This window comes from Pontimicrobium sp. MEBiC01747 (assembly GCF_053601635.1).
Map to the genome: position 1 here is coordinate 1 of NZ_JBSHNS010000190.1, position 24,740 is coordinate 24,740.

At 31.2% G+C, this 24,740-nt stretch carries 20 protein-coding genes and 1 pseudogene; 11 read left to right on the plus strand and 10 right to left on the minus strand.

All coding sequences use genetic code 11. From position 1 onward, the window contains the following. Window positions 1-88 precede the first annotated feature (88 nt). On the plus strand, window positions 89-1,354 hold the full coding sequence (gene bioA / locus ACVC2P_RS06120; RefSeq protein ID WP_452597594.1) for an adenosylmethionine--8-amino-7-oxononanoate transaminase: 1,266 nt from the start codon (window positions 89-91) through the stop codon (window positions 1,352-1,354). Between the two features lie 84 nt (window positions 1,355-1,438). Here the strand turns inward: bioA and ACVC2P_RS06125 are convergent, their stop codons facing one another. Next, complete coding sequence (locus ACVC2P_RS06125; RefSeq protein ID WP_452597595.1) at window positions 1,439-2,188, minus strand: T9SS type A sorting domain-containing protein; 750 nt, start codon at window positions 2,186-2,188, stop codon at window positions 1,439-1,441. Window positions 2,189-2,471: 283 nt separating this feature from the next. On the opposite strand from ACVC2P_RS06125, the gene ACVC2P_RS06130 reads away from it, so the two are divergent. Both ACVC2P_RS06130 and ACVC2P_RS06135 read left to right on the plus strand, forming a co-directional pair. After that, complete coding sequence (locus ACVC2P_RS06130; RefSeq protein WP_452597596.1) at window positions 2,472-3,059, plus strand: 2OG-Fe(II) oxygenase; 588 nt, start codon at window positions 2,472-2,474, stop codon at window positions 3,057-3,059. A 191-nt stretch (window positions 3,060-3,250) separates the two neighbouring features. Continuing rightward, the gene (locus ACVC2P_RS06135) at window positions 3,251-3,952 is read left to right on the plus strand and encodes a hypothetical protein (RefSeq protein ID WP_452597597.1); all 702 of its coding nucleotides are present in this window, start codon (window positions 3,251-3,253) and stop codon (window positions 3,950-3,952) included. Window positions 3,953-4,122: 170 nt separating this feature from the next. Here ACVC2P_RS06135 and ACVC2P_RS06140 read toward each other — a convergent pair whose 3' ends face one another. The 4 genes from ACVC2P_RS06140 to ACVC2P_RS06155 all read right to left on the minus strand — a co-directional run bounded on the left by ACVC2P_RS06140 (window position 4,123) and on the right by ACVC2P_RS06155 (window position 6,651). Further along, complete coding sequence (locus ACVC2P_RS06140) at window positions 4,123-4,665, minus strand: hypothetical protein (RefSeq protein WP_452597598.1); 543 nt, start codon at window positions 4,663-4,665, stop codon at window positions 4,123-4,125. Between the two features lie 35 nt (window positions 4,666-4,700). Then, on the minus strand, window positions 4,701-5,429 hold the full coding sequence (locus ACVC2P_RS06145; protein WP_452597599.1) for a hypothetical protein: 729 nt from the start codon (window positions 5,427-5,429) through the stop codon (window positions 4,701-4,703). Between the two features lie 45 nt (window positions 5,430-5,474). Beyond that, window positions 5,475-5,921 carry a cytochrome c oxidase assembly factor Coa1 family protein gene (locus ACVC2P_RS06150; protein ID WP_452597600.1) on the minus strand — a complete coding sequence of 149 codons (447 nt, stop codon included), beginning with the start codon at window positions 5,919-5,921 and terminating at the stop codon, window positions 5,475-5,477. Window positions 5,922-6,021: 100 nt separating this feature from the next. Next, a complete protein-coding gene (locus tag ACVC2P_RS06155; RefSeq protein ID WP_452597601.1) occupies window positions 6,022-6,651 on the minus strand; it encodes a hypothetical protein in 630 nt (209 codons plus the stop codon). Window positions 6,652-6,877: 226 nt separating this feature from the next. Between ACVC2P_RS06155 and ACVC2P_RS06160 the strand changes: the two genes are divergently transcribed. The 5 genes from ACVC2P_RS06160 (at window position 6,878) to ACVC2P_RS06180 (ending at window position 11,738) form a co-directional block, all read left to right on the plus strand. After that, window positions 6,878-8,017, plus strand: a complete 1,140-nt coding sequence (locus ACVC2P_RS06160; RefSeq protein ID WP_452597602.1) for a beta-ketoacyl synthase N-terminal-like domain-containing protein — start codon at window positions 6,878-6,880, stop codon at window positions 8,015-8,017. Between the two features lie 150 nt (window positions 8,018-8,167). After that, window positions 8,168-9,130 (plus strand): alpha/beta fold hydrolase, encoded by a 963-nt coding sequence (locus ACVC2P_RS06165; RefSeq protein WP_452597603.1) that lies wholly within the window; start codon window positions 8,168-8,170, stop codon window positions 9,128-9,130. 161 nt (window positions 9,131-9,291) lie between these two features. Continuing rightward, window positions 9,292-9,444: a hypothetical protein gene (locus tag ACVC2P_RS06170; RefSeq protein WP_452597604.1), complete on the plus strand. Its 153-nt coding sequence runs from the start codon at window positions 9,292-9,294 to the stop codon at window positions 9,442-9,444. Window positions 9,445-9,717: 273 nt separating this feature from the next. Next, on the plus strand, window positions 9,718-10,812 hold the full coding sequence (gene bioB / locus ACVC2P_RS06175) for a biotin synthase BioB (RefSeq protein ID WP_452597605.1): 1,095 nt from the start codon (window positions 9,718-9,720) through the stop codon (window positions 10,810-10,812). 71 nt (window positions 10,813-10,883) lie between these two features. Beyond that, complete coding sequence (locus tag ACVC2P_RS06180) at window positions 10,884-11,738, plus strand: cupin-like domain-containing protein (RefSeq protein ID WP_452597606.1); 855 nt, start codon at window positions 10,884-10,886, stop codon at window positions 11,736-11,738. 3 nt (window positions 11,739-11,741) lie between these two features. On the opposite strand, the gene ACVC2P_RS06185 is transcribed toward ACVC2P_RS06180, so the two are convergent. Then, window positions 11,742-12,218 carry a regulatory protein RecX gene (locus tag ACVC2P_RS06185; RefSeq protein WP_452597607.1) on the minus strand — a complete coding sequence of 159 codons (477 nt, stop codon included), beginning with the start codon at window positions 12,216-12,218 and terminating at the stop codon, window positions 11,742-11,744. Window positions 12,219-12,495: 277 nt separating this feature from the next. On the opposite strand from ACVC2P_RS06185, the gene ACVC2P_RS06190 reads away from it, so the two are divergent. Further along, window positions 12,496-15,786, plus strand: coding sequence for an IPT/TIG domain-containing protein (locus ACVC2P_RS06190; RefSeq protein WP_452597608.1), 3,291 nt, complete (start codon window positions 12,496-12,498; stop codon window positions 15,784-15,786). 31 nt (window positions 15,787-15,817) lie between these two features. On the opposite strand, the gene ACVC2P_RS06195 is transcribed toward ACVC2P_RS06190, so the two are convergent. From ACVC2P_RS06195 to porZ, 3 genes are read right to left on the minus strand one after another with little or no spacing between them, the layout of a single operon-like run. Then, entirely contained in the window at window positions 15,818-18,247 is a 2,430-nt protein-coding gene (locus ACVC2P_RS06195) for a TonB-dependent receptor (RefSeq protein WP_452597609.1), read from the minus strand. Next, window positions 18,231-18,950 (minus strand): DNA repair protein RecO, encoded by a 720-nt coding sequence (gene recO, locus ACVC2P_RS06200; RefSeq protein ID WP_452597610.1) that lies wholly within the window; start codon window positions 18,948-18,950, stop codon window positions 18,231-18,233. Before recO ends, ACVC2P_RS06195 begins: the two co-directional genes overlap by 17 nt. Beyond that, complete coding sequence (porZ, locus tag ACVC2P_RS06205; RefSeq protein ID WP_452597611.1) at window positions 18,950-21,301, minus strand: type IX secretion system anionic LPS delivery protein PorZ; 2,352 nt, start codon at window positions 21,299-21,301, stop codon at window positions 18,950-18,952. The genes recO and porZ overlap by 1 nt, the downstream gene beginning before the upstream one ends. Before the next feature lie 151 nt (window positions 21,302-21,452). Between porZ and ACVC2P_RS06210 the strand changes: the two genes are divergently transcribed. Both ACVC2P_RS06210 and ACVC2P_RS06215 read left to right on the plus strand, forming a co-directional pair. Beyond that, window positions 21,453-22,814 carry an MBOAT family O-acyltransferase gene (locus ACVC2P_RS06210; protein ID WP_452597612.1) on the plus strand — a complete coding sequence of 454 codons (1,362 nt, stop codon included), beginning with the start codon at window positions 21,453-21,455 and terminating at the stop codon, window positions 22,812-22,814. Window positions 22,815-22,816: 2 nt separating this feature from the next. Continuing rightward, window positions 22,817-23,911 (plus strand): alginate O-acetyltransferase AlgX-related protein, encoded by a 1,095-nt coding sequence (locus ACVC2P_RS06215; RefSeq protein ID WP_452597613.1) that lies wholly within the window; start codon window positions 22,817-22,819, stop codon window positions 23,909-23,911. A 50-nt stretch (window positions 23,912-23,961) separates the two neighbouring features. Here ACVC2P_RS06215 and ACVC2P_RS06220 read toward each other — a convergent pair. Further along, a pseudogene (locus tag ACVC2P_RS06220) lies at window positions 23,962-24,740 on the minus strand (NADP-specific glutamate dehydrogenase); the annotation flags it as partial.

Below are 24,740 nucleotides of genomic sequence, written 5' to 3' on the forward strand. Positions count from 1 at the left end.
TATTATAAGTATAAATTATAAATAACATTCTAAAAGCCGTTTTTACAACAACATTAAAATAGATTCCGTTTTTGCAGGAATAACAATTATGAGCATACAAGAAAGAGATAAAAAACATATCTGGCATCCATTAACGCAACATAAACTGCACCCAGAAGCCATAGCCATTACAAAAGCAAAAGGTTGTTTATTATTCGATGAAAATGGTAATGAGTATATAGATGCCATTGCCTCTTGGTACACCTGTATGTATGGCCACTGTAACGATTATATAACTAGCCGCGTAATTAAGCAAATGCAAACGTTAGACCAAGTAGTCTTTAGCGGATTTACACACGAGCCTGCCGTAAAACTATCTGAAGCCTTAATAGACATATTACCAGACAACCAAAATAAAATTTTCTTTAGCGATAATGGCTCTTCCTCTGTAGAAATAGGTATTAAAATGGCATTACAATACCATTTTAATAAAGGCGAAAAACGCAATACACTAATTGCTTTTGAAGGCGGTTTTCATGGTGACACCTTTGGTGCCATGAGTGTATCTAGCTTATCGGTATACAATGGCCCTTTCGAAGACTTTTTTCTAGACGTAAAACGTATACCTGTACCAAACGGAAACAATCATGATGCTATTTTAGAGCAATTACAAACCATAGTTAACCAAAACAAAGTTGCTGGTTTTGTTTACGAACCTTTAGTACAAGGTGCTGCAGCAATGAAAATGCATAACGCCCAAGGGTTAAACCAAATACTTCAATTTTGTAAAGCCAATACCATTATTACTGTTGCAGACGAGGTTATGACGGGATTTGGTAAAACAGGTAAGCATTTTGCCTCTTTACACCTACAGGAGCAACCAGATGTTATGTGTTTAAGCAAGGCCTTAACTGCAGGGTTATTACCAATGGCAATAACCTCTTGCGCACAACATATTTATGATGCTTTTTATAGTAACGATATTGGTAAAGGGCTATTTCATGGGCACACCTACTCGGCCAATCCATTAGCCTGTACAGCTGCTTTAGCGGGTGTAGAGTTATTACAATCTAAAGCCATACAAGACAATATACAAATGGTTATAGCTGCGCATAAAACATTTAATGACCATATTAAAAACCATCCTAAAGTAAAATCAACACGGCAAACTGGTGTTATTTTCGCTTTAGATTTAAATATAGAAATGGAACGCTACGGTAATTTACGCGATAAACTATTTAATTATTTTATGGATAACGGCCTCTTTTTACGTCCATTAGGGAATACCATTTATATACAAGCACCTTATGTAATTACAGCAACGCAATTAGATAAAATATATGCCACTATTGAAGCAGCTTTAGAGATTGTTTAAATAAATAACTCTCTCATTTTTTTATAAAAAAAGCCTTAATACAAGTAGGTATTAAGGCTTTTGTACAAACTAATAAAAAGTGAATTAATCCACTATGAGTTTTTTGGTAACACTCCCAACAGTAGTTTCAATCTTTACCATATATAATCCTTTAGGTAAAGTACTCGTATTTATTTGCTCTGTAGCACCGGTAATAGTTAATGCTACCTTTCCTAAAATATCATATATAACAACATTTTTAATTGTAGCATTCTTTTTAGTATTAATATTAAAAAAGCCATGAGATGGGTTAGGTACCAATGTTAAATTTTGCTCTAAAGTAAACTCTTCTACACTTAAAGTTTCTTCATAAAGCTGTACTTCGGCAATTTGTATAATACCTTCTATATCATCGCACTCCTGTATAAAGTTTATTCTGTAATAAGAGTACATATTACTATTAGTAAAATCAAAACTACGCGTTGTAAAACGATCCGAAATACACGGTATATTTATACTAGTAATCGTTGTAAAATCTGTTCCGTTATTAGAACCAGCTATTTCAACAATGGTAGGGTCTCTTAGTTCGGCATCGTTAGCTGTAGTTACCTCAATAGATTGAGCGAGTTTAGCAACACCTCCTAAGTTTACAATAAAACCAGAACCGTCTTCTTCATCAAAGTCTAAAAACTTGGTGTTTATATTACCATCTATAGCCAAATCTATAGTTTCGTTACTTGGGGAGTTAACTACTAAATAGGGAGTTACCGTCATGCTAGAATTAAAAACAGGAGTCTGGGCAAACAGCAATCCAGATAAAAATAATGCAAAAGTAAATAATGTAGTTTTTTTCATAAATGTTAATGTTTTATTTGTGATTGATTTTTTCTGCGCTTTAACAAAACCCACATAAGTAGCTCTATGTTAAAACATTGAGTAAAAAAAAGAATATTAATTTAATATTATTTTATAATTGGGATACTCTAATATAAATTAGGGACGAATGGCTATTTCACCTCTATCTCACTGGTTTTAAGCACAAAAAAACACGTAATTATACCTGTTTTTTTTACCCCGTAACTTTACTAACTTTGGTTACATTAAATTTTAGCTCTAACCTTAAAACCTGATACGTTTTATGTCTGTATATTACCCTTTTGGATTACCAAACAATAACAACTTTGCCGAATTTGTGTATTACGAAGGGCTTTTACTACCACACGAGGTTAATAGAGTTCTAGAGTTTTGGGAAGAAGACAAAATAGAAAAAGCAACCGTTTCTGGAGACGAAAAATATAAAGACGATTTACGCAAAAGCTCTGTAATGTTTATAGATAAAACCAAAGCAAACGATTGGATATATCGTAAACTCGCAGAATTATCTGTAGTTACAAATAGCCAACGCTATAATTATGATATTTTAGGTTTTCAGCAAGAACTACAATTAACGCGCTACTCTAAAGATGATTTTTTCGAGTGGCATTTAGATTTTGGTCCTGGTAGTATCTCGGTACGTAAACTAAGTGTTACCGTACAATTATCAGACCCAGACGAGTACGAAGGTGGCGATTTAGAGTTTATGATTAACCAAAACATAGTAAAAGCACCACGAAAAAAAGGTACAGTTATTATTTTCCCCTCTTTTATTTTACATCGTGTTACACCAATAACTAAAGGTACACGCCAATCTATTGTTGGTTGGGTTGCAGGGCCGCCATACCGTTAATAGTTTTTATGTAGGCTTACGGATTTCCGTAGTAGAATGCATTAAACTATACTTAGGTTTGTTTTTTATAAAATAAGACGTGGTATTAGTCGTTTGTAAGCCATTATAAACGATTAATATATATATTTTATAAACGCAACCTTATTGCGTTTATATACTAGTTAGTTACAATACAAAAAGAACCATCATCCATGAATAGAACATTATTATTTGTAATCATTACTATCGTCTCATTTACTGCGTGTAAAACGGAAACAAAAAAAGAAGAATCAATCAAAACCGAGAAAGTCAAAAAGATTGACGAAACCGAAAAAATCGAAAAAGCATTTACAGAATTTAAAAGTTTGTACAGAGAATTAAGCGGATTTAAAGATAATGCGGAATTTAAAAAACTCGGATTTGGTAAAGGCGGAAAATATAGCAAATGGCTTGAGAAAGTTAGAGGATTTAAGCAAAATACCGATTCAAAATTATTGCTAAAGAAAGGTGTTTTAATTGGAGAATTAGAACAATTGGGGATGGCTTATGCTAGCTCGAAAGGAAAAGAAACAGAAGTTACCAAAACTTTTAATAAAATATTTTCTGATGTAATTTCCCCAAAAACGAAACTGAACGAAAGTTCTACTTCTGAAAGTTGGTATTCAGGTGGAAATCTACATAAAGCCGATGGAACTGAATGGAAAAAAGCATCTGAACATAATAAATTAGCAACTTGTGCAGATTTTGTAATGACAATTGCTAAAAGAAATGGAGAAATACCTTCAGTCTTTTCATTCGAATATAAAAAAGCATCTGAATCACTAAAAGATTGTATTGACCATTTTTATAAACTTTCAGGAAGAGAAAATACGACTGTTACGAAAGCAGTAATTAAATGTAAATCAGAAATTTGAATGATTTTTATTTTGTTATTCCCTTGTTTTGAAATATCGAAATAATTCCAATCTATAACATATTTCTCAAACCAAAATGCATCTAAAAACAACACTCCTAAAGATGCTAATAGCCCACTTTTTATAAATTTTCTTCTAGTTATTTTCATTATAAAAAAGAAATATAGCGTTTAATCATCTAGTGCTTCTCTAATAATTCTATGCTTGTTTTTGCGTGCTTTTTTAACCTTATCAGATTTATCTTTAGCTGCATATTCGTTTTTATCTGATGTAAACCACATATGGCTTTCTGTTAACCACGAACCTTGCTTAATCATGAGACCATTATATGGACAATCTTTATAACCGCAATTGTGTTTTGAATACTCGCCAAAATTTCTATGTTTAATTTTCTTTTTTGAAAGTATTTTTTGTTGGTTTACCCTAATATCATCCCAAACTTTCATCTCATCTGCCGCTGTTAATTCTTGGCCTAGTGTTGTTAAATTGAAATAAGTTTTAGGGTCTTTTAATGGATAAAAATTAAATGTTTTTATAAACGTTTTATGGGTGTAGTCTCTTATTTCAATTCGGTCGTTTAAATCTAGTATTTTATTCTCGCAAATGGAGCGGTAATGTCCTAGAATATTAAAATCTGTGTATTTTTTATAATGATCTATATAGTAGAAATAGTCTTTTTTACTTAACTCATTAAATCGTTTTCCTATTGTCATGTTTACACTCTAAACTTATATATTCATTAAATTTACTACTCTCTTTTTTTAATTAGTTTAATATTATTTTCTACTGTCCTTACAACACTAAATTTTTTATCTCTTTTATCTACTGTTCTATCAATAAGCATTACACTGTCGTTAAGTATTTTTATTTTCCATAATAGTTCTGTGTCTTTATAATTATTTCTCAATTTCATTGCAATCAACTCTGAAGAGTTACTAACATTAATATAAGATTTAGAAATTTTATAATGGTAATTACTAAAAATAGAATCTTCTTTTATTTCGTAAAACGGAGGATATTGAAATTCACTTTCTAATGCCTCTAATGGCGGAGGTGGTGGAAGAGGCTTTATTATACTATCATTTAAAAATAAATCGTAATGTGCTTCTTCTACCCAAATACCTTTTAATAGTTCTCTATTAAATTTTGTTTCTCTTTTTTCTATAAGAATTTCATGATTTCTCTTACCCATAAAAAGACCTTTATAGCCATTTTTACTTTCTCCTGTTATAGCAATAATCTTATCTCCTAAAATTAGAAAATCGTTGTTTTTTAATTTTTCAACTTTCCAAGATAGAGCCTCTTTCTCATACATATAAGCAATACATATTGAGTCTTTAAACTCAATTATTAAAGTGTCTTTTTCTTCTTTAGAAATTAAATTATAAGTATTCCCCCGTAATTCATTTTCAAAATTACTCTTCTTACAACTAAAAAATAATAGTAGTACTATAAGTAAAGTTATAATCTTGTTCATTTTAAAATGAGGTTATAATTAATTCAAAAAAATACTACAAATATTCTATAATTCCAACGCTTCCTCTTCCTCTACAGCTTCATCCAACAGATTTATATTATTATCCTCATTATTTATATCTACATATAGTTTAGAGTAAGTCCATTCGTCATTTATTTTAGTACCCACCACGTAAATTACAGCACTATTTTCTGGTCCGCTAATTGGTATTGTCATTTCTACGCTTGTTTTACCGTTATTATAATTATAATGTGTGTTAGAGCCTACAAAACCATCTTCTATAGGTTCACCTAATGCTACTTTTACGGCATTGTTTTGTGTTGCCAAATTATAGGCATTAACATAAGGTTCAGACTCGCCTACTGCTTTTGTTACTCCCCAAATAGCGCCTCCTATTATTACTATTACTAAAATAATTGAGACTAAACAGCCTCCTCCAAGAACCCAACCCCAATTACGACTAAACCAACTTTTTTGTCTTATTTCTTCCATTTAAAAAAACTTGTTATATTCCTATATTATAGGAATCTAATTTATACTTATAATATTCTGTACTCTTATTACTATTTCTATTGTTGTAAACACACATTAATTATATAATATCTGCATAATATAATACTTCTAAAAATAATTGTGCTTCTGCATTTTTTGCTTTGCCTGTTTTTAACTCTTTAATAATACCTGCAACTCTAATTTTTTCTTCTGGCAATTTAGCTTCTCGCTTTGCATGCGCTATAATAAAAGTTTCTGAAGAGGCCTCATCACGTAACTCATATACATCATACTGCTCTATTAGCGGCACCATGGTAAAGGTAGTAATACTTCCTGTAGCAATAGGAATCATGATAAAACCATTAAAATTGGTTTTAGATTTTGTTAGTTTAGGTATACCTGTAACTATGGCTCCAGAAGCTAAAATGCCTTCTATTTTTACTTGAGAGGCTAATAATTTTTGAGGCTTATAGTTTTTATAACTAGCTAGCATATTGTCTTCCATTTTAGCCAATACTCGCTGTTTAGCATTTTCATCTAATTGCGAAGTAGCCAATTCTAGAAATAGCACGGCGCCTTGCTTATTATTTATTAGGCCTCCTGTTTTAGCTATTTCGGCTTGTGTAATAATACCATCGCCAGCTTTTGTAAAAATATTATAAAAACGTCCGCCATTATCTAAAGCCGTAACAGCTTCATTACTGGAAGTATAAGGTGTAACTTTTTTCATATTCATTTTTCCCATAAGAACAGGACTTTCTTTTAAAAGGTTAGTAAATAGCAATTATTTGTAAAATATAAATTGCTTGGTAAAATATTGGTAACCCAAAATTATTTTTTGTTACACATTACATCATAAATAAAATAAATTTCACTCTGTATTACAGAAATTAAATCGTATAATTTTCTAAGATAAAAAAAGGATAACTCGTACTTTTGCGTCAAAATTATTTTTTGTGCTACAACCAATCTCCATAACAGCAATAGCTTCGATTTCTACTTTAGGACTTTCGGCAGAACAGGTGTGGAATAGCTATAAAACCAAAGCACACCATATTACTTTAAAAAATGGTGCCTTAGTTTCGGAACTATCTAAAGATGCAAAAGCTGAAATTTTAAAACTAAAAACTTCAGATTTAAAATACAAAGCTTTAGACAATTCTGTTTTATTTGCTATTTATTCTGCTAGGCAAGCTATACAACAAGCTGGCTGGAAGGCAGAAGATAATTTTGGTATTAATATAGGTTCTTCTCGTGGGGCTACACAATTATTTGAAAACTACTACAGCAGTTTTTTAAATAGAGATAAAGCAGAAACACTAAGTTCGCCAACCACAACATTAGGAAACATATCATCTTGGGTAGCGCACGATTTACAAACGCAAGGCCCAGAAATATCGCATTCTATTACATGCTCTACAGCATTACATGCACTCTTAAATGGTGTTGCTTGGTTACAAGCTGGGTTATGCAATACGTTTTTAGTTGGTGGTAGCGAAGCACCATTAACACCTTTTACTATTGCACAAATGCAAGCTTTAAAAATATATGCAAAAACAGAAACCAATTACCCTTGTATGGCTTTAGATTTAAATAAATCTAAAAATACAATGGTTCTTGGCGAAGGGGCAGCGATGGGTTGTTTAGAATTAGGTATAAAACCCAATGCTCTAGCAACAATTAATGGTATTGGTTATGCTACAGAAGTATTACAACACAATGTATCCTTATCTACTAATGGCGATTGTTTTATAAAGTCTATGTCTATGGCTTTAGGTAATTTAAGTCCAGACGACATAGATGTTATTGTAACCCATACGCCTGGTACTGTTAAAGGCGACCTTTCAGAAATTAATGCGATACAGACTATTTTTCGCAGTAAAATGCCTGCATTAACTACAAATAAATGGAAACTTGGACATACCTTAGGCGCTTCGGGTATGTTAAGTATTGAACTAGCTGTATTAATGCTACAACACCAAACCTTTATTTCCACGCCTTATTTAGAAACTGAATCTCCTAAAAAATTACAACACATTTTAGTTAATGCTGTAGGTTTTGGAGGTAATGCGGTAAGTATTTTACTTTCTAAATAAATAACAGCATAACTTTATTTAAATATAACATACTATTTATAGTATAAAAGAGACTATCTATAGTATTAAGGGTAGTCTTTTTATTTAATATCTCTTCTCACTTTCTTATTTTTATATTTAAAATCAACATTTATATTATTTATAGCCATTATGAAACTTCTATTTAAACTTCTTTTTACATTACTAATAACAAGTACTTCTCTTTACGCACAACAAGACCCTAATATTTTTGATCTATTTGAATCTAAATTCTATACCATAGATGGTTATAAAATTAACGTAGAAACTAAGGGTTCTGGAGATCCTATTTTCTTTTTACCAGGAGGCCCAGGCAATTCTCACGATTACATGCAAGGTAATTTTGGACAGTATTATAAAACAAACACTGTAGTCTTTTTCGATTTTTTAGGACGTGGAAAAAGTGATAATGCAAAAGACCCTTCAGAATATTCTGTAGAGAACGATGTAGAGCTTATAGAAAAGCTTCGCGTACTTTTAAAGTTCGATAAAATATCGTTAGTAGGACACTCTTACGGTACTGTTCCTGCACAGGCTTACAGTATTAAATACCCAGACAATGTAGACAAAATGGTACTTATAAGCGGTTTTCATAGCGGTACTATGTGGCAGGCTAATTGCGATAGTTATAACCATTATGCAAAAACACATTTTCCAGAAAAATGGAAAAAGGTAGATTCTCTTCGTGCTTTGGGTTACCTCTCTAGTGATAAAGAGTTAGCTAAAGTTTATGGTAATTTCCCAACAAAATATATTTACTATCATAATACAAAGTTGAAACAAAATGCTCCAAAATATAAGTATAGAGGTTGGGCAAACGATGTTTATGTTGCCATTATAGGAAAAGATGGTGATTTTGATGTCTCTGGGAGTATGATTAATCAAGATTACAGAAAGCAACTTAAAAACGTAAAAGCAAAAACATTAATTATTGCAGGACGATACGATGGGGTGTCTACTCCAGAATTTGCTGTACAGTATAAAACGTTTATGCCTCAAGCTCAATTTGTAATGTTCGAACAGAGCGCTCACAACCCCTATTTAGAGGAACCAAAAAAGTTTTATAAGCTGTTTGATACGTTTATAAATAAATAAAAGCTTCTATAATAAAGTAATGAGACTATTATACAATATATCCTAATAGGTTCTATGTATTACTTATTATTAACCTAGAATTATAAGCTTGCCGTAACTTATTGATTATTAATTATTTTTATTAACTTAGGTCTATTATTAATCTTTAAAAAATTGTTACCATGTTAAAAACCATTTCAAACTTAGGAAAAACCTTAAACAAGTTAGAACAAAAATACATTAACGGAGGAGGAGGTTGCCCAGATGGAGAATGTGTAAATACTAGCGGAGGCTGTACAAATCCTGAAATTTCCCTTAATTACGATTGTGCTTAATATTTTTATAGCCCTCTTAATTGAGGGCTTTTTTTTTAATAATGTAATACCTTTCTAGCAGTTTTATAAAGCAAAAAAGATTATTAATTACTCTTAAAAACAAGAGCATAGCATTGTGTAAAAATCACTCCTAGCAGTCCTATTCTAAAATAAAAAAGACACTTTTAAAATAAACTTAGCAATTGTAAAATTATTAAATGTTGATATTTTAGATACAACAACGTCAAACTTTAAATGTATATAGTTATTTTTGTCTGCAAATAGTATCATTTTATGAGTGAGATAAGACACAATTGGACTAAGGAGCAAATTCTAGATATTTATAATAAGCCATTAATGGACCTGCTTTATGAAGCAGCAACAATACATCGCTTACACCACGACCCAAATACGGTTCAGGTAAGTACATTATTATCTATAAAAACAGGAGGTTGTCCAGAAGACTGTGGTTATTGCCCACAAGCTGCGCGTTATCATACCGATATAGAAGGGAACGATTTAATGAATGTACAGCAAGTAAAAGCACAAGCTTTACGCGCTAAATCCTCTGGAAGTTCTCGTGTTTGTATGGGAGCTGCATGGCGTAATGTAAAAGATGGTGAAGAGTTCGATCAAGTTTTAGAAATGGTTCGTACTATTAACAAACTAGATATGGAAGTCTGTTGTACTTTAGGAATGCTTACAGAAAACCAAGCACAACGTTTAGCCGAAGCTGGATTATATGCTTATAACCATAATTTAGATTCTTCTGAAGAGTATTATAAAGAAGTTATTTCTACACGTGGTTACGAAGATCGTTTAAATACTATTGATAATGTACGTAAAACTAATGTAACCGTTTGTTCTGGAGGAATTATTGGTATGGGAGAAAAAATAGAAGATAGAGCGGGTATGTTAGTTGCCTTATCTACTTTAGATCCTCAGCCAGAATCTACACCAATTAATGCCTTAGTTGCTGTAGAAGGTACACCTTTAGAAGAGCAACAACCAGTGTCTATATGGGAAATGGTACGTATGGTAGCCACTACACGTATTGTTATGCCAGAAACTCAAGTACGATTAAGTGCTGGTAGAACACAAATGAGCCGCGAAGGACAAGCAATGTGTTTCTTTGCTGGAGCAAATTCTATTTTTGCAGGAGACAAACTATTAACAACACCAAATCCTGATGTAAATGAGGATATGAAAATGTTTGAGTTACTAGGTTTAAATCCGCAAAAACCATTTACCAAAAAGACACAACCACAAACTGTAGAAGCATCGGATTCTGAATATGAAGCTTTAGGAGAAAAACCTAAATGGTCTCGTCCAGAGCATAAAATTGAGAGAAACGAAATTGCAAAACAAAAAGCAAAAGCTGTTAAATAAAGCCAAAAAATAACATACTTTTTTTGAAAATTACAGCGTTTTTATAACTTTATACGCTAAACTTTCATCATTTGAAATTAAATCTTCAAGATATTCCTCGCGTAAAAACAATACGGAAAGAGGATTTTATAAAACATTATTTTAAGCCGCAGAAACCTGTGGTAATAGAACGTTATATAGAAGATTGGCCAGCATACTCTAAATGGAGTTTAGAGTACATGAAATCTATTGCGGGAGATAAAACAGTACCGTTATACGATGATAGACCCGTAGACTATAAAGATGGGTTTAACGAGCCACATGCTACAATGAAAATGAGCGAGTATGTAGATTTATTAAAAAGCAAACCAACTAAGTATCGCATTTTTCTTTGGAATATTTTAAAAGAGGTACCAATGCTTCAAAAAGACTTTTCTTTTCCAGATTTTGGATTGCGTTTAATGAAAGGATTACCTATGCTCTTTTTTGGCGGAAGAGATTCGCATACGTTTATGCATTACGATATTGACCTAGCCAATATCTTTCATTTTCATTTTGAAGGCAAAAAACAATGTATTCTTTTCGACCAAAAACAAAGCAAATATTTATATAAAATTCCACACTCTTTAATTGTTAGGGAAGATATCGATTTTTCTAATCCAGATTTCGAAAAATGGCCAGCTTTAAAGCATGCTAAAGGTTGGGTTTGCGAATTAAATCATGGAGAAGTTTTATACATGCCTGAAGGGTATTGGCATTACATGAAATATGTTACTCCAGGTTTTTCTATGAGTCTTCGTGCTATAGCTAGACACCCTAAAACATTAAGCAAAGCAATTTATAATGTATTTATAATGCGTAATCTAGATAACCTTATGCGTCGCATTAAAGGTCAAAAATGGATAGATTGGAAAAACGAACAAGCCATTATAAGAACACATAAATAATTATTATTTAATTAGTTCATTAGCTTTTTCGTAAACTAAATACGACTCCCAACCTCTGTATAATAAATAATCTATAAGTTTCTTTTTTTTCTTATACTTATCTGTTTCTTTTATTAAACTTGCTCTTTTTTCGGCTAAACTATTAAAACTTGCTATGTAATCGTCGTCGCTAATTTCTTTAAACGCAATATCTATATTTGCTTTAGAAATTGCTTTCCTTTTTAACTCCATAAGCAAACGTCCTTTACCCCATTTTTTGGTATTAAATTTACCTCTAACAAAAGCTTTTGCAAAACGTTCCTCATTAAGAAAATTATGCTGTAATAAGTGTACTATAATGTCATCTATGGCTTCAGGAATCATATTCATCCCTTTTAATTTTTCTTGCACTTCTTTATGACAACGCTCCTGGTAAGCACAATAATGCTCTAATTTTCTTTTTGCTTCTTCTACCGTAAATGTTTTATTGTTTTGATACATTTATATAACTCTTGCTTTTTTAGCCTAAAAAACGAAGATACAATTCAACTTATAATTTCAAAGATTAAAAAAATGAATTATATCATTTCATCGAAAACAAATTAAATTAATTTAAAATACTCTGTATTCTTTATATATTTGAAAATCAATATTTACAAGGAGACAGTGTTGTTGTAATTAAATAAATGTGCAGTTAATTTTTTACAAAAAAACTTTACCATAAATACACCACTCCCCTTATACTCTGTTTTTTGTAAAGTATTAATACCCCAATATCATGTATAATAATAAAACCCTACTTTTTATTATCACAGTTTTGTGTGCAATAAATTTTAGTTATTCCCAATGTTTAACAGATAATTTTAACTCTGGTTATGGTAACTGGACAGGCACAGGAACATACCAAAATGGAACAGCAGGAAGAACAGGAAATGGTACTGGTTTTAACTCTACAGGAGATAACATAATTACCAATGCTATACTAACAAATCCACAGACATTAACACTTTGGTTAGCCAGAACTTCATCTACAGACAATAGAACTTTAAGTATAGAATATTCAACGAGCAATACCGGTCCATGGACTTCTGCTAGAGACATTCTTGTAAGTGAAGTTACTACAACGCATGAAGAGTTTACTGTAAATTTAGATTTAGTTGGCGACTTTTATTTAAGAATAGCCATGACACAAAGAGTTGGAGGGTCTTATTATTTAGATGATATAAACGTAGTATGTGGTATCTCTTGTACTCCAACACATTCTATTACCAATTTTTCTCCAACATCTGGCCCAGAGCTAACACATGTAACTATTACCGGGGCTGGTTTTTCGGCGATGTCTACAGTAAATTTTAATGGTGTTTCTGCAAATGTAACTTTTATTAATAGTACAACATTAATTGCCGAAGTCCCAACTGGAGCTTCAACAGGAGTTATTACTATTACAGAAAGTGGTTGCGATGTGGATACGACATCTAACTTTAGCATTTTAGCAGACAATTGTGGATCTGGAGGTATCTCGGCAAGTTTTACAGGGCTTATGTTTTCTGGTGTTTATGACGATCAAACCGATTCTTGCCATTATATAGAACTATTAAACCCAACTGCTTCAGCTATAGATTTATCAACTTACATTATTGGAGTTGACAATAATTTCACGTTAGGCTCAACCCCACCAACTTCTGGATTTAATTTAAATATGCCCTTATCTGGAACAATACTGGCTGGCGAAACACTTATGATTAGATTAAGTTCTTCTGGAGCTTGTACTAGTTGTGCTACAATATCTCCAGATTTATCTTTTACTGGTGGTGGCCTTAATGATGAAGACCGTTTAGTATTAGTTAATAGTGGTACGGCTGAAGATGTGTGGCAAAATCACTCTAATCCTGGAGCAGGATTTAATGTTGGTTATGTTTATACAAGAAATAATACTGCCAACGCACCAACTACAACCTTTAGTTTATCCGATTGGGATTCTGACGGTAATGAAGATTGCTTTGGATTTGAAATATCTACAGTTACCTCACCTACTATAACACTTCAACCCTTAGATGTTGATGATTGCGACACAGCCTCTTTTAATCTTTCTATAACTGCTGGAGGTACAGGAACACTTTCGTACCAATGGAAGTATAATGATGGAAACTCAGTAGGCTGGACAGACGTTATGAGTACAACATTTTCTCCTGGTGTAGTAACTGGAGAAACGACTTCAAATCTATCTATATTTGGCTTTAATTTAGATGGTTATCAATTTTATTGCGAAATTACAGAAACTGGTACTTGTAGTATAGCTACTAATGCTGTTCAAGTAACAATGCCATTTACAACCTGGGATGGCGCTTCATGGTCTAATGGTATTCCAGATAGTAATACCATGGCTATTATTAATGGTGGATACGATACAAGTAGTAACGGTAGCTTTACTGCTTGCTCATTAATTGTGAATGCAAATACAGGTTCTGGACCTGAATACCGATTAAATATTGCAAATAATACTTATGTAGAGATTGAAAATAATGCTACCGTAGATGGAGAGCTATATGTACAAACACAAGGTGCTTTTGTTCAAAATAACAATAATTCAGGATTTAATTTAACGTCTACAGGAACTGCTTTAGTTAACAAAAGTACAACGCCTTTAAATAGCGTATACGATTATACATATTGGAGTTCTCCCATTCAAAATGCGATGATACAAGATGCGTTAGCATTTGCAAACCCCAATAGACGCTATTGGTTTAATGCTGCTAATTTTTTAGATGTTCTTGTAGAAATAGATAATACTAATACCTATACTACAGGAGCAGATGGCATTGATGATGATGGAAATGCTTGGACGTTAATTACAGATGGAACAGATATCATGTCTCCTGGTTTAGGCTATGCTTCTATGCATACACCAATTGGGTTTATTGCTGGCACACAATATACTTATACTTTTTCTGGTTCATTTAATACTGGAATTGTAAACACTGCAATTTCATATAATGGTGCTAATGGGGATGAAGACTGGAACCTTATAGGAAACCCTTACCCTTCTGCGATAGATGCAAATGCTTTTTTAACTAATAATTCGTCAATTATTGGTGGTGCTGCATATTTATGGTCGCAAAATACTGCTGCAGATAGTAACACTAGTGGTAACCAAAATTACAATTTTTCGCAAGACGATTATGCTATTATAACCAATGGTAGTGGCAATACTGCTGGTGGAGATATGATTATACCAAATAATTATATTCCCTCTGGACAAAGTTTCTTTGTTCAGGGCTTGTCTAACACCAATGTTGTTTTTGATAATAGTATTAGAATGGCAGACGAAACTAGTAATGGGCAATTTTTTAGAACCAACGAAAACACTAATAGATTATGGGTTAATCTAACATCTGATAATGGTGTTTTTAATCAAGTATTAATAGCTTATGTAAATGGGGCAACCGATGGAAGAGATAGTGTTTCTTATGATGCTAGAAGAAGTATCTACAACCAAAATGCTGCGGTAATTTATACAGAAATTGAAAATGATACTGACCGCTTTGCTATACAGGGTAAAGCTCCCGAAAGCTTAACACTTGAGGAAACCATTCCACTAGGTTTTGAAACTGCAATTACCGTCCCTACAATATACTCTTTATCTATAGCTAGAATTGAGGGTGACTTTATGACTTCAAATACAATATACCTAAAAGACAATATATTGAACATTATTCATAATTTATCTGATTCGGAATATACATTTACCTCACTTGAAGGGAATTATAATAGTCGTTTTCAAATTATTTTTAATATTGAAACGTTATCTGTAGGTGAATTTGAAACGAATTCAAATTCAATATCTATTATAGAGCTTGATAATGATGTTATAGAAATTGAAGCAACAGATAATTTAAAAATAAAAGCTGTTAAAATAATAGATGCTTTAGGTAGACCTTTATATTTTATAAAGGGACAAAATAAGAATGTAATAACATTTTCTCTATCAAACCTTAATCAAGCACTATATTTAGCACAAATAGAATTATCTAATGGAAAAATAATAACCAAAAAAGCTATTAAAAAATAGACTTGAGTTTTATAGTGTTATTTAGATGTATTTATATACCATATTTTAACGACACTATTAAATTGCGCCCAGGAGCAGATATGCCAGAGGAGTACGTTCTATAACGCTGATCTGTAATATTTTCTATGCTTGCGGTTAAGGATACCGAATCATTTAACTGATACTGCGTTCTTAAGTTTAGTGTATACCAAGATGGTGAATATGGGTTTCCATCTTCATCTAGAGCATAGATATAATCCTTTTCTCTTTCGGATGGTGCTAATTGATTAAATGATAATGCATTATTATAATTAATAAACGCATCTGTTTTAAACTTGTCATTGTGCCATACAAAATGTGTATTCCCAAAATTAGGAGCCACATGCCTTACCGGTACTTCTACACCATCATTATCTTCTGTACCTCCAATAATATTATACTGTGAGGTTAGCTTTAAATTTTTAGAAAAATTAACTTTTATTCCTGCTTCAAAACCGTATATCCACGATTTAGAAGCGTTTTGAATGGATTGTACATTACTTATTTCGCCATCATAGAGTATACTTGTTTCTCCATTTAAATTGCCGTTTTTTCTTACTAAAGCATTATTTAAATACGTATAATATGTTGCTGTATCAAAAACAATAATATCATCAAAATTTAATGTTAGCCCTAACTCTCCTCCATAGGCATACTCATGCTTTAAAGATTCATTAGGTACTACTACCGAGCCTGGTTCAGAATCAAATACTTTTCCAATATCATCTATATTAGGCGCTCTAAATGCCGAAGAAAAGTTTAAGCGCCACTGTAAAGTTTTACTTGGTAACCAACTTACTCCTGCTGTACCTGTTAAAGCTCCAGAAGTATTTTTTGAAGCGCTAAATGGTAAGTCTAAAAATCTATTGTTTTCTGAGAAGTCTGCTCTAGAGTCTACATTGTTAAATCGTAATCCGGACTGAAATACAAATTTAGGGTTGGGTTTGTATTTTATATTCGCATAAATGGCTGCAGATTGCCATGTTGAACCATTTGGATACCTTGTTACTGCATCTGTAGTTTCGTTTGTTGTAATATCTTCTGTTTTAGCTTGCGATGCTATTTTGTTATAAACATATTCTAACCCATAGAATACTTTTATTTTAGGGCTTAATGTTTTTTCTAGATCTAAATTAAACGATAAAGCATTAACTGATTCTTCTCTTACTCTTCTGTTTGTAGACTGAAAATTTCTATCTACTCTGCTTTCTTTAAAGTTTTGGTAAGCTGCTGTTGCTTTTATTTTATCATATAGATTAGAGTTACTACTTAGTTTAGTAGCATTTAAATTAGTCATAAACCATTTTTGAGGTCCATAATACCATTCTGCTGAACGTAATTGGTCTCCTCTATAGCGAATTAATCTATCATATCTAGGGTTATCGGATGTAGCTGTATAATATACTCCCAAGTCTAAACTAAGATTATTTTCTGGTTCAAACCTAACCTTTTGCATAAGGTTAATTTGATCATAACCAGAAAAACGTTGAACTAAGGGGTTATTATTTTCTACAATAGTATCTTCATTATTATTTGTAATAACAAATTCTGGTCTCAAATAATCTATTGGACCATGTTTTCCCATTCTTAAGTCGTTAAATGAAGTGTAACTTAAGTTAGTTAAGAATGCCCATTTTTTCAATCCAAAATTAAAACCTAAATGCCCTGTTTTTTCTTCACTAGCAGTAGCATACCTTAACACACTATTTGCTTTAATGTATGTAGAGTCTGAATACGATAATTGTGGTTTTTCTGTAAAGAAACTCATAACACCTCCTATGGCATCACTTCCATAAATAACTGAGCTTGGTCCTAGTATAACTTCTGTGTTCTTAATAGAAAAAGGATCTATAGATATAACATTTTGTAAATTTCCGCCTCTAAATATAGCATTGTTCATTCTTACACCATCTACAGTAATTAATAATCTATTAGTAGAAAACCCTCTTATCATTGGGCTACCACCTCCTAGTTGGCTTTTTTGAACATATATTTGCCCCGTAGATTCTAATAAATCTGCACTCGTCTGTGGGTTATTAAATGCGATTGTTTTTGCATTTATACTTGTTATTGTTTTTGGAATATCTCTTTTATTTTGTTTAAATTTATAAGCAGAAACAACCACTTCTTTTAAACCTTGAGTATCTGGGTCTAGATAAATAACGTTTTTATTCAATTTAGATTTAACGATATTTTTTAACTGAAATGTAATATGTTTTATGGATAAGGTTTCATCCTCATCAAAAATATCAAGAGATACATTTCCATTAATATCACTTACAACACTTTTTGTTTTATCTGTGTTAAAAATTGCAGCGCCAATTACTGGTTCTTTTGTTATTTTATTTAAAACTTTAATATTTTGAGCTTGGGTTATTGTTATTGCTAATACAAACAACCAAAAACTAAAAAAATAGGCTTTATTTTTAATTGAAAACTTCATTAAATATCTGTAAAGATTTAGGCTTTTTAAAACTGCCCAAATGTAATTCAAAATAAAGTAAAATTAAACTTAAAAACGACTGTCTTTGTTTTGAGTTTATTTTCACCTCTTCTAAAGCATCAAATGTTATGCCTAACAGTTGTTTTAACAGTGTTAAATTTTCCCCAAAAACACAATATTTACTCTCATTTACCAACTGAAATTCTCCATCTCTTAAATTAAAAAACGGTGCTTCGATTTCTGTTTTATCTGGATAAAAACCAAGGTGTTTGGTAAGGTTTAATAAAAATAGCAAGTGGAAGTTAGCATAATTATCATTCATATCTAACCACTGTAAGGTCGCCTCTAGATAATTATATAGGGTATCGTTCTGTTCTTCTTCTTGAAGAGATGTAGACAATACTTCTGCTAAAAACATAACAATAGAGCTTTTTAACACATTTGTGTGTAAACTATTATATAAGTAATTGTTTTTAACTTCTTTTATGTATTGTAATGATCTTTTTGCTTTATGATCCGTTACAATTTGTAATTGAGATAACAACTGAAAGTAAGCCATTTTAGAATGCCCCTTTTTAGACTTAAAAATGCCTTTCAATAAATAACTTACTACACCTTCTTTTTGAGTGTAACATTTTATAATTAAATCACTATCTCTGTATCTTATTTTAGAAAGAACTATTGCATTTGTGGTGGAAAACATTACCTAACAATCATTACTTTTAAAACTTTCGTTTCAAACGAATCTAAATCAGAAATTAAAACAAGGTAGACTCCTGAAGCTACTATTCTATCTGCCAAATTCTTTCCATTCCATAAAGCGGTTCCGCCATCTATTTCTAAATTATACCCTCTAAATTTTGAGTTTGTTCTAGACTCTGCTTCTGTAACTAAATTACCTTCAATATCTGTAATTTTTATATTTACATTATCTGTAAGTCCTTTTATTTTAACCTTATCCTCGGTTATATTAAATGCAGGCCTAACTGGATTTGGATATACATAAGCACTAGTAAGTGTTTCTTCAGGCTTTGATGTATCTGATTTAAATGCTACTAAACCTTTTTCTGTTGCAAAGTAAACAACACCATTGGTACCATCTATAGCCACATCCAACACATCATTTGAAGGTAATGGGGAATTGTTTTTTGTAAAATGAAATATAGTTTCTTGCCCATCTGATGATAGGTAATAGACTCCTGTATCTAGAGTTGAAATCCATTTATTATTAGAACCATCGACTTCTATGTCCGTTATATACTGCTGGAACAAAAGTTCTCTTGGAGTGCCATCATCTAGTATTATAATATCTGATGGTTGATAAGCTGGGTCATCAAAAAATTCCGATGGATTATTAATAACTCTCAACCCACTATCTGTTCCTACCCATACTTGATTTTGCCTATCGACTTCTACAGCCCATACTTTTTGAGAAGGCATATTTAACTCTATATCTTCAATAAATTTTAAATCTCCATTGGACTCATCAAAACCTATAATACCATAATTAAGACTTCCAATAAAAACCTTACCATCATCTGTAAAGGATAAATCTGAAAACCCTAAATTACTGGTTCTAGGGTTAATAATATCTAACAAACTATAATCTGACCAAGTCCCATCATTAAACTTATTTAAACTTGTATCTACACGTCCATTCATTACCCATAAGGCTCCATCTTTATCAAAATGACTTGCTAAGCTTAAATGTAATGCTCCTGCAAAAGGAATAATAGTACTGTTGTCTTGATTGTAAAGTGTTATTTCCTCTGGAGTAATTTCTAATATTCCTTTAAAATAAGAACTTACAAAAACTTTATTGCTAAAAGGATCTATAGAAAGGTAAGATAAATACCATGGGTTTGGCACATTGACATTTAAGCTATCGTATGTTATATTATTCCACTCTTCATTTATTAAACGACTAATACCAGAACGTCTTATTCCTCCATTAAAATTATAGGTCACAGAATGTCCGCCATGCACGCCCCAAACTTGTCCAGATTGAGTTTCAATTTGAAAAAATTTATTCTTTAAAGGGCTTTCTGGGTGAATTTCTTCAAATACAGTTGTATCATTAAAATTTGCTTTTAAAAGACCATAACCTGGTTTTCCCAAAACATCTATAGATTTCGTACCTATGTACAAGTCTTCATTATCTCCAATTATTGATTTTGTGTAATCTGTTACAAATTCAGCACTTTCACCAGCGCTTGCTATTTCTGTAAAGTCTTCAGAATATACAAAAGCATTTTTCTTTGTGGTTACAACTAGTTTATCATTTACACTTATAAACCCTGAAACATGATCTGGATAAGTTGCCTTTACAACGAAACCAGAAGTTACAATCTCAAAAACTTTTTTATTTGTAGCTGCTGTGTATAATTTTTCTCCAACCCTTTGTATTCCTATAAAGTTACCTGAACTAAGGTTAGTCCATTCTTGAAAATTAATTAAGTTAGGGTTATTAATTAAAGCTCTAAATACTCTAACTTCTGATGCCACATATATAAATTCCCCAAAAATTGTTGTTTGATTTACCTTTAATTGTGAACCTCCCGCTCCTATAAAATAAGTATCTCCAAATTCTAAATTTTCTATATCATATACAGATATTCCAAAACCAGTAGAAATATATGCATAATCATTGTAAATCATAAAATGATTGATCCGCTTATCGTTTGGCGGTATTGTTGGTTTTTCTAATATATCTATTACAGAAGTAAATTCTTTATTAGATTCGCTATAAACTTGTATCAATCCGTTTTCAAAACCTATTAATATTATCCCCTTCTCTTCAATATACTTAATAGCAGAAATGTTTTCGCCAGATAGTCCATTTATAGTTGAAAGGCGTTCAATTTCGTTAGTACTTGTATCGTAAATAAAAACAGCATTCTCTGATGCTCCAAAAATCTTATCAGTTCCTTTAGAAACATCTACAATATCTAAATAGGAAAAGTGCCCTACCCATGAATCAGAAAAATCTTGCCCAATTACTAATTGGGATAGTGTTATAAAAATTATAACTAAAACTGTTTTTAACCTTTTCATTTATTGAAGACTTCTACGTTTTAAGTAAAAACCAAAAATACTATATTTTATTGTATTTTGGCTGTTATAAATTTTAAAACCACTTATGCTGTTTAGTAGCCCTATATTTTTATTTCTATTTTTACCGCTTACCTTATTTATATACTATATAGTGCCAAAAAAGGTTAAAAACTTTATTTTATTAAGTTTAAGTTTAGGTTTTTATACTTGGGGAGAAAAAGAGCTAGTTATTTTAATTATACTTTCTGCTTTAATAGATTTTTCTGCAGGACTCATTATAAATTATGGTAAACGTAAATTAGGGCTTATTTTATCTATAATATTTAATTTATCTATTCTTTTCTACTTTAAATATTCAGATTTTGTTTTCTCTAATTTGGTTGAAATACTTCAAAATTTCAATATAGAATCGTTAACAGCAAATCGTTTTGCTAATGTTGTTTTACCTCTAGGGATTAGTTTTTATACTTTTCAAACCATGTCTTATACTATAGATGTATATAGAGGTGATGTTAAAGCGAATAAAAACTTTATAGATTTTGCTACCTACGTTTCTTTATTCCCACAATTAATTGCCGGCCCTATAGTAAGATATTCACATATTGAAAAAGAAATTAAAAACAGAACAGTTAGTTATAAACTATTTTCTGAAGGTATTGAACGTTTTATTATTGGCTTAGCAAAAAAAATGATTATAGCTAATAATTGTGCTTTTTTGGTTGATGGGATTTTTAACATGCCTACCAGCGAATCTTCTGCTTTAATTACTTGGCTAGGTGTTATTGCTTATAGTTTTCAAATTTATTTTGATTTTTCTGGTTATTCAGATATGGCTATTGGTTTAGGTAAAATGTTTGGTTTTAATTTTCCTGAGAATTTTAATTACCCATATATTTCTAAATCTATTCAAGAGTTTTGGAGACGTTGGCACATTACACTTTCTAGTTGGTTTAAAGATTATTTATATATTCCTTTAGGGGGCAATAGAAAAGGGCCTTTAAGAACTTATTTTAATTTATTTTTTGTGTTTTTTGTAACTGGCCTATGGCATGGAGCAAGTTGGACCTTTGTTATATGGGGCATGTCTCATGGTTTATTTATTGTCCTAGAAAAATTAGGGTTAAAAAAAGAATTAAATAAGTTAGGCGCTACAATCTCTTTAATATATACGTTATTTATTGTAAATATTACTTGGCCTATATTTAGAAGTGACACTATAAGCGAAGCTTTTAATTATATTAAAATGATGTTTAATTTTAAAACAGAAACCAATTACGATTACTTATTTTTCTATTTATCTAAAGAAATTATCATTGTTTTAATATTAGCTATAATTTTCTCTACACCTATACATAGACAGTTAAAAAATTATTTAATAACATTAAATACGTCATCTACAAAGTATAAATTAATAGAAGCGTTAAGAGTTATCACACTATTTGTTTTGTTAAGTATTAGCTATATTTATATAGCTACAGATTCGTACAACCCATTTATCTATTTTAGATTTTAATAATGAAAAATAATACTCAAAAATTTAAAATTATTATTGCACTGTTTCTATTGGCATTATTAATTCCCAATCTTGTTTTAGTTTTTGGTGTGGAAAAAAATCTAACTAATAATGAAAACAGAAAATTTCAATCTTTTCCCAAGCTAACTATAAAACAACCAATAGTATCCCTAGGTAAATTTAAAAATTACTATTTAGAAAATTTCGGATTAAAAACAACTTTAGTTAATAATTATATTCATTTTAAAGATACTATTCTTGATGAAAACCCTATCCCTAACCGTGTTGTTTCTGGCAAAGAAGACTGGTTGTTTTTAGGAAATCATTTTAATAATGTTTTAAATAATAGTTATGGAAATGATCCTTTTACAGAGAAAGAACTCACAAATACAGTTTCTTACTTAAATAGTGTAAAAACCTATTTTGATGCTAAAAATATTCCTTTTTATTTTGTTGTAGCCCCTGATAAAAATAGAATCTATCAAGAATATTTACCTTATAAGCTAAATCAAAAAGCAACAAAATTAGATGTTTTAAAAACTGTTTTAAAATCTAAAACTAATATCGATATTATAGATTTATCTCCTCCTATTATAGAAAACAAATCAAAAAACCAATTACTATATTTAAAAACAGATACACATTGGAATTATTATGGAGCGTATGTAGGTTATAATCATATTATGGATGTTATTAGCAAAGATCTAATACTAGAGAAAATAAGACTTGAAGATTTTACAATTACACCCCAAAAGTTTAAAGAGACTTTCGATTTAGCAAAAATGATTAATAAGTCACAACAAGAAACTGCCTTAAAAATAGAAAAGACAGAGCAGTCAGAAACCATATTAGTTTCTAACGCAAATAATAAGCTTCACTACAAAAACTCTTCTAAAAGCTTAAAATTAATGCTTTATAGAGATTCTTTCACCAATGCTTTAATTCCATTTTTTAATGAAGGTTTTGCAGAAGTTATTTACCTTAAAAAGTATACTATTGATAAAAAAGAAATAGAAGCTTTTAAACCAGACATTGTTATCTTCGAAATTATAGAACGTAATATTGATATATTTGCCCAATTACCACCTCTAAATTAAAAAAGCTCCCTAAAAAGGAAGCTTTTTATAATTATTTTAAAGTTTTAGCATTATACTACGCCTTGTGCTAACATGGCGTCTGCTACTTTAACAAAACCAGCAATATTTGCTCCTTTAACGTAATCTACGTTTCCGTCTTTATCTGTGCCGTAAGTAACGCAAGATTCATGAATATCATTCATGATTTGGTTTAACTTAGCATCAACTTCTTCTCTAGTCCAGTTGTAACGTAATGAGTTTTGACTCATTTCTAATCCAGAAGTTGCAACACCTCCTGCGTTAGATGCTTTACCTGGTGCAAATAATACTTTAGCATTTTGTAATACTTCTATAGCTTCTGGTGTTGTTGGCATATTAGCTCCTTCTGCTACAGCTAAAACATTATTACTTACTAAAGCTTCTGCTTCTTCTTTATTTAATTCATTTTGTGTTGCACATGGCATTGCCACATCGCAATCTACATTCCAAGGTCTTTCTCCTTTATGGAATGTTGCAGAAGAATATGTATCTACATACTCACTAATTCTTCCTCTTTTAACATTTTTAAGCTCCATAATAAACGCTAACTTGTCTGCATCTATTCCATCTTTATCATGGATATAACCAGAAGAATCAGACATTGTAACGACTTTCCCTCCTAATTCAGTTGCTTTTTGGCAAGCATATTGTGCAACGTTTCCTGATCCAGAAATAACAACAGTTTTTCCTTCAAACGAATCATTTTTAGTTGCTAACATATTTTTTGCAAAATATACACAACCGTAACCTGTTGCTTCTGGACGAATTAAAGAACCGCCATAAGACATTCCTTTTCCTGTTAAAACTCCAG

Coding starts and splice junctions, on each gene's coding strand:
- ACVC2P_RS06165 (WP_452597603.1), top strand. CDS start 8,168: ATGAAACTTCTATTTAAACTTCTTTTTACATTACTAATAACAAGTACT.
- ACVC2P_RS06170 (WP_452597604.1), top strand. CDS start 9,292: ATGTTAAAAACCATTTCAAACTTAGGAAAAACCTTAAACAAGTTAGAA.
- ACVC2P_RS06185 (WP_452597607.1), bottom strand. CDS start 12,218: ATGTATCAAAACAATAAAACATTTACGGTAGAAGAAGCAAAAAGAAAA.
- ACVC2P_RS06125 (WP_452597595.1), bottom strand. CDS start 2,188: ATGAAAAAAACTACATTATTTACTTTTGCATTATTTTTATCTGGATTG.
- ACVC2P_RS06135 (WP_452597597.1), top strand. CDS start 3,251: ATGAATAGAACATTATTATTTGTAATCATTACTATCGTCTCATTTACT.
- ACVC2P_RS06195 (WP_452597609.1), bottom strand. CDS start 18,247: ATGAAGTTTTCAATTAAAAATAAAGCCTATTTTTTTAGTTTTTGGTTG.
- ACVC2P_RS06140 (WP_452597598.1), bottom strand. CDS start 4,665: ATGACAATAGGAAAACGATTTAATGAGTTAAGTAAAAAAGACTATTTC.
- ACVC2P_RS06155 (WP_452597601.1), bottom strand. CDS start 6,651: ATGAAAAAAGTTACACCTTATACTTCCAGTAATGAAGCTGTTACGGCT.
- ACVC2P_RS06145 (WP_452597599.1), bottom strand. CDS start 5,429: ATGAACAAGATTATAACTTTACTTATAGTACTACTATTATTTTTTAGT.
- porZ (WP_452597611.1), bottom strand. CDS start 21,301: ATGAAAAGGTTAAAAACAGTTTTAGTTATAATTTTTATAACACTATCC.
- recO (WP_452597610.1), bottom strand. CDS start 18,950: ATGTTTTCCACCACAAATGCAATAGTTCTTTCTAAAATAAGATACAGA.
- bioB (WP_452597605.1), top strand. CDS start 9,718: ATGAGTGAGATAAGACACAATTGGACTAAGGAGCAAATTCTAGATATT.
- ACVC2P_RS06190 (WP_452597608.1), top strand. CDS start 12,496: ATGTATAATAATAAAACCCTACTTTTTATTATCACAGTTTTGTGTGCA.
- ACVC2P_RS06150 (WP_452597600.1), bottom strand. CDS start 5,921: ATGGAAGAAATAAGACAAAAAAGTTGGTTTAGTCGTAATTGGGGTTGG.
- ACVC2P_RS06215 (WP_452597613.1), top strand. CDS start 22,817: ATGAAAAATAATACTCAAAAATTTAAAATTATTATTGCACTGTTTCTA.
- ACVC2P_RS06130 (WP_452597596.1), top strand. CDS start 2,472: ATGTCTGTATATTACCCTTTTGGATTACCAAACAATAACAACTTTGCC.
- bioA (WP_452597594.1), top strand. CDS start 89: ATGAGCATACAAGAAAGAGATAAAAAACATATCTGGCATCCATTAACG.